Consider the following 5,817-nt stretch of genomic DNA (forward strand, 5'->3'; position numbering starts at 1 on the left):
GGCGGTCACTCGGCGGCCTCGCGCGGGCCTGCAGGTGACGCCGCACCTCGTCGTCCGCGAGGGCCGCACCTGGCCGGGCGGCCGCGAGCTGCCGCAGCCGCACGAGGTGCCGGCGGTCGCTCCCTTCGTCCTCGCCGGCGTGAGTCCCTGGCCGAGCCGGCAGGCGCTCGTCGACGGGGTGGTGCCGCCGACCGACGAGGTGAGGGCCGACCGGGTCGCTGCCGCGGCCGAGGGACTCGACCTCGCCCACGTCGACGAGGACGAGCTGGTCGACGTCTGGGCCCGGGTCCTCGACCCGCGCCGCACCGCGGAGCCGGTGGCGGTGCTCACCGACGCCGAGCTCGCCTTGCTCGCGATCTCGCTGCTCGACATCCCCTGGCGCGACGGGCTGCTCGCCATGATCGCCCCCGGCTTCTTCGACCTCGACGCGCTGCCGCCGCACATCGCCACGCTCGTCATCGACGCAGCGGGGGACTGCCCGTGGGTCGACCTGTGGGAGGAGGGCGACGAGTGGCCGCGGCCGCAGGAGTGGCCCGAGGAGGTGCTGCTCGTGCGCGAGCGCCTCGTCGAGGTGGGCCGTCTGCTGCCTCCGCCCCTGACGGCGGCGGTGCACGTCGCGGTCGCGCAGCTGGCCTGGTGGGCGGGCGACGGCACGATCGCCGGCATCTGCCTCGAGCGGGCTCTCGAGGTCGACCCCGACCACCGGCTCGCCGACCTGATGTCGCGGCTGCTCGTCACCGGCGCGCACCCGTGGAGCGACGCGGTGGCGGGTCCGCACGACGGACGCGGCTCGATCCCGCGCGCCTCATGACGTTAGAGTTGGCGGCAGGTCATGAGTGCCAGCGCAAAGCCCCGGCTTGCTGGCCGGCAACCCTCCTCGCGACGGGGTGCCCCGGGTGATGACCTGGCCGCGTCGAGGCGATGTGGCAAGGCGAGACACTTCGGGAGCACTCCGTGAGCGTGACCACCACACCCCCCACGAGCACAGCGTCGTGGCGCGACGGTGACGAGCCGGGCGACCGGCACTTCCACTCCGTGGGCCACCTGCGGCTCGAGTCCGGCGAGTCCCTGCCCGACGTCGTGCTCGCCTACGAGACGTGGGGGCGGCTGAGCCCCGAGCGGGACAATGCGGTGCTCGTCGAGCACGCGCTGACCGGTGACAGCCACGTCGTCGGTGACGCCGGTCCCGGTCACCCCACGGCGGGCTGGTGGCCCGGGCTCATCGGTGAGGGTGCGCCCCTCGACGACTCCTACTTCGTCGTCGCGGTCAACGTCCTCGGTGGCTGCCAGGGCAGCACCGGGCCCGCCAGCACCGCGCCCGACGGGCGGCCCTGGGGCAGCCGGTTTCCCCGACTGACGATCCGCGACCAGGTCGCCGCCGAGGCGCGCCTGGCCGACGCGCTCGGCATCGAGCGCTGGCACACCGTCATCGGCGGGTCGATGGGTGGCATGCGGACCCTCGAGTGGGTCGCGAGCCACCCCGACCGGGTCGGCACGGCGATCGCGCTCGCGACCGGTGCCCGGGCGACCGCCGAGCAGATCGGCTGGTGCCAGGCGCAGATCCTCGCCATCCGCAACGACCCGTGGTTCGCCGGGGGCGACTACTACGACCACCCGCAGGGACCGGAGAGCGGCCTGGCCATCGCCCGCCGCATCGCGCACATCACCTACCGCAGCGAGCTCGAGCTGCACGAGCGCTTCGGCCGCGAGGAGCAGGACGAGCCGGCGGGGGAGTCGGGGCGCCCGCGCTACACCGTCGAGAGCTATCTCGACCACCACGGGGGCAAGCTCGCGCGTCGCTTCGACGCCAACTCCTATGCGGTGCTCTCCGAGGCGATGAACTCCCACGACATCGGTCGCGGACGCGGCGGGCTCGAGGCGGCGCTCGCCCCCTTCGCCGGTCGTCTCGTCGTCGCGCCCGTCGACTCCGACCGGCTCTACCCGCCCCGGCTCTCGAGCGAGATCGCCGCGGCGCGGCCCGGCACCCGGCTGCGCACGATCCACTCGGCGGTGGGCCACGACGGATTCCTCACCGAGGTCGACCAGGTCGGCGAGCTGCTGCACGAGACCCTGCGCGACGCCTGACTCGTCGACACCCCGGCGGGGAGTGAGACAGGTCACGGGACCGCGGTGTAGCGTCTGGCCCAGGTTGTCCACCTGAGCGAGCTGACGAGGAGCACCGATGACGATCGTCGTGGGATACGTGTCCACCAAGGAAGGCGAAGCCGCCCTGGAGCGGGCCTTCGAGGAGTGCCGCCTGCGCAATGACAAGCTCGTCGTCATCCACTCCGACCGCGGCGGTGTCGGCCTGAGCGGTGACACCGCGCGCAAGCACGAGGACGACCTCGCGCAGGTGCGGGCCCGCATGGACGAGGCCGGGGTCGACGGCGAGGTCCGTGGGCTCGTGCGCGGCAAGGAGCCGGCCGAGGACCTCATCGTCGTGGCCGAGGAGACCGGCGCCGAGCTGATCATCATCGGCCTGCGTCGTCGCACCCCCGTCGGCAAGCTGATCCTCGGCTCCAACGCCCAGCGTGTGCTGCTCGACGCGCCCTGCGACGTGCTGGCGGTCAAGGCCCGCTGACGGGCCGCTGCCACCCCTGGTGGCGGCATCTGCGCCGCCCGCGTTTTATAATGGTCACGAGCCCAGCGCACAGCGACCGGGCGAGTCGGGACCGCGGGGTGACGCCACCCCCTTCGTCTCGGCGGAATCCTCCGTGACGAAAGGTTGTTGGTGACTGCTGTGTCCCCACGGTCCGGCGAGACGCAGGGCTCCCTCCCCAAGGAGTTCTCGCACCCATCGTTGCAGGAGCTCGTCCTGAAGGGCCGCACGACCGGATCCATCACCAGCGACCAGCTGCAGGCAGCATTCAGCGAGGCGAAGATCAGCCCCACCCGGGGTCGGGTCGTCCTGCGTGCACTGGGCGACCAGGGAATCGAGGTACAGGTGCCAGAGTCCACCCCGGCGAAGAAGACCGCGAAGAAGGCTCCCGCCAAGAAGGCGGCGACCAAGACCGCGGCGACGAAGACGGCCGCGAAGAAGACCGCGACCAAGAAGGCCGCCGCGCCCGCGAAGAAGGCTGCTCCGGCGAAGAAGGTCGCGGCCAAGAAGGCCGCGTCGACGGCGACGGCCGCTGCCGCCGCTGCGCCCGTGAAGCAGGCGGCGCCGGCCAAGCAGGCCGCCGCGAAGAAGGCTGCCGCCAAGAAGGCTGCGGCCAACCCCACGACGACGACGGCTGAGGAGCCGGCACCGGGCGAGGACGAGCTGCTCGTCGACGAGCCCGAGGCGAAGACCAAGCCCGAGGCGGAGCAGGACGAGAAGTCCGGCTTCACGATCAGCAACGACGACGAGGACGACGCGCCTGCGCAGCAGGTCGTCACGGCCGGTGCCACCGCTGACCCGGTCAAGGACTACCTCAAGCAGATCGGCAAGGTCGCGCTCCTCAACGCCGAGCAGGAGGTCGAGCTCGCCAAGCGGATCGAGGCCGGCCTCTTCGCCGAGGAAAAGCTCGCCTCCGGCGAGAAGATCGACATGAAGTTCAAGCGCGAGCTGTGGTGGATCGCGCAGGACGGCAAGAACGCCAAGAACCACCTGCTCGAGGCCAACCTGCGACTCGTCGTCTCGCTGGCCAAGCGCTACACCGGTCGCGGCATGCTCTTCCTCGACCTCATCCAGGAGGGCAACCTCGGTCTGATCCGTGCGGTCGAGAAGTTCGACTACACGAAGGGCTACAAGTTCTCGACCTACGCCACGTGGTGGATCCGCCAGGCGATCACCCGCGCGATGGCCGACCAGGCGCGCACGATCCGCATCCCCGTGCACATGGTCGAGGTCATCAACAAGCTCGCTCGTGTGCAGCGCCAGATGCTCCAGGACCTGGGCCGCGAGCCCACGCCGGAGGAGCTGGCCAAGGAGCTCGACATGACCCCCGAGAAGGTCGTCGAGGTCCAGAAGTACGGTCGCGAGCCGATCTCGCTGCACACCCCGCTCGGCGAGGACGGCGACTCCGAGTTCGGTGACCTCATCGAGGACTCCGAGGCCGTCGTGCCGGCTGACGCGGTGAGCTTCACGCTCCTGCAGGAGCAGCTGCACTCGGTGCTCGACACCCTCAGCGAGCGCGAGGCCGGCGTGGTCTCGATGCGCTTCGGCCTGACCGACGGCCAGCCGAAGACGCTCGACGAGATCGGCAAGGTCTACGGCGTGACCCGTGAGCGGATCCGCCAGATCGAGTCCAAGACGATGAGCAAGCTCCGTCACCCGAGCCGCTCCCAGGTCCTGCGCGACTACCTCGACTGATCACCCCGGCGGGGGAGGCGGCGCAGGATCGCGCGGCCGAGCGTCCGCCAGGCGTCGACCCCGTCCTGGGGCCACAGCACGGAGCGCAGCTGCATCGAGCGCTGGCGGCTCGCGCGCACCCGGTCGACGACCTGGCCGACCTCGCGGGAGATGTCCGGCAGGTCGGCGCCGGGCGGTGCGTAGCGCGCCCGCTCGAGCGTCGCGACGACGTGGTCGAGGTGCTCCTTGGGCTCGCCCTCGAGGTGCAGCCGTCGGGAGAGCCAGGCGCCCGTCTGCCGCGGCGTCGCCCCGACCGGAGGACGCAGCCCGAGGTCGTCGAGCTGGCTGACCAGCTCGTGCCACTCGCGCTCGACCCGCTCGGTGTCGTCGAGCGAACGGCGCCGATCCAGACGGCGCGCCACGAGCGCGGACACCGGCATGATCGCGAGGACCAGCCCGGCGCCGAGCAGCCACAGCAGCCAGGTCAGCCACGCGGGTCGTCCCTCGTCCTGCCCGGTCGCGGCCTCGGGGACGGCGACGTCCTCGGGACGATCGGCGGAGCTGGCCGAGCTGCTGCTCGCGTCGTCGGAGCTGGTCGAGGTCTCGCTGCCTGCGCTGGAATCGGTCGTGTCCACCGAGTAGCCCGGCGTCGAGGCCGCGCGCGAGCCGGGCGTCGGCTCGAAGCGCGTCCAGCCGACGCCCTCGAAGTAGAGCTCCGGCCACGCGTGCGCGTCGCTCACCCGCACCACCCGCTCCTCGCCGGTCGACAGCGACCCGGGGAGGAAGCCCACGGCGACGCGCGCCGGGATGCCGCGGGCGCGGGCCATGAGGGTCATCGTCACGGCGAACTGCTGGCAGTAGCCGGTCTTGGTGTCGAGGAAGGAGACGATCGGGTCGCGGCCCTGCGCGTCGGGCAGCTCGAGGCTGTAGGTGAACTCGCTGCCGCGCAGGTACTCCTGGATCGCCTGCGCGCTGGCGAGCGGGGTCGCGTCCTGGGGGACGACCTCGTCGACGAGCTCGGTGATCTCCGTCGAGGAGCCGGGGTCGAGGGTGAGGTAGGAGTCGTCGGCCGCGCTCGGGTCGACGGGCAGCGCGGTCTCCAGGTCGAAGTCGTCCTCCTCGGGCGTCAGCTCGGTGAAGGTCGCCGAGTAGGTCCCGGGCGTCTGCTGGACGCGGGCGGTGCCGTCCTGGCCGAGGGCCCAGGCGATGCCCCCGGTGTCGACGGAGCTGACGAGCGAAGGGAGCGGCAGCTGCGGTGCCGCGACGCCGTTGGACTGCACGACGATCGTCCGCCGCTCGGCGGCGATGTTGCCCGGGATGCGCAGCGTCGGGTCGACCGGGGAGAAGCCGTCGACCGGCTCGGGGGCATCGGAGCGCATCCGTCCCAGGCCGTCGGAGAAGTCCTCGACGACGGCGACGCGCAGCGGCTCGGGCGAGGGGGCGCTCGTCGTGTAGGTGAGCACCGGCTCCTCGCTCGGCGAGGCGAGGCTGCGGCGCAGGTCGATCGCACTGGCCAGGCGCACGCCCGAGCCGCCGACCGACGA

The 5,817-nt window shown here is 72.1% G+C and carries 5 protein-coding genes and 1 riboswitch; of the genes, 4 read left to right on the forward strand and 1 reads right to left on the reverse strand.

Annotated elements, in window-relative coordinates:
• From AC2W7J_RS15035 to AC2W7J_RS15050, 4 genes are all read left to right on the forward strand, one after another.
• Positions 1–811: DUF4192 family protein (locus AC2W7J_RS15035; RefSeq protein WP_485983367.1), on the forward strand; the 811-nt coding region annotated here is incomplete at its 5' end.
• Positions 812–828: 17 nt separating this feature from the next.
• A riboswitch (SAM riboswitch) is annotated at positions 829–939 on the forward strand.
• Between the two features lie 15 nt (positions 940–954).
• A complete protein-coding gene (gene metX, locus AC2W7J_RS15040) occupies positions 955–2,085 on the forward strand; it encodes a homoserine O-acetyltransferase MetX (RefSeq protein ID WP_255185909.1) in 1,131 nt (376 codons plus the stop codon).
• Between the two features lie 97 nt (positions 2,086–2,182).
• Positions 2,183–2,581 carry a universal stress protein gene (locus tag AC2W7J_RS15045; RefSeq protein ID WP_421006754.1) on the forward strand — a complete coding sequence of 133 codons (399 nt, stop codon included), beginning with the start codon at positions 2,183–2,185 and terminating at the stop codon, positions 2,579–2,581.
• 150 nt (positions 2,582–2,731) lie between these two features.
• Complete coding sequence (locus AC2W7J_RS15050; protein WP_485983370.1) at positions 2,732–4,294, forward strand: RNA polymerase sigma factor; 1,563 nt, start codon at positions 2,732–2,734, stop codon at positions 4,292–4,294.
• On the opposite strand, the gene AC2W7J_RS15055 is transcribed toward AC2W7J_RS15050, so the two are convergent.
• The coding region (locus AC2W7J_RS15055) for a transglutaminase TgpA family protein (protein ID WP_485983372.1) at positions 4,282–5,817 on the reverse strand (1,536 nt) is incomplete at its 5' end. The two genes, AC2W7J_RS15050 and AC2W7J_RS15055, sit on opposite strands and share 13 nt — an antisense overlap.

The sequence above is a fragment of the Janibacter sp. CFPM2_SD2 genome (assembly GCF_057364645.1).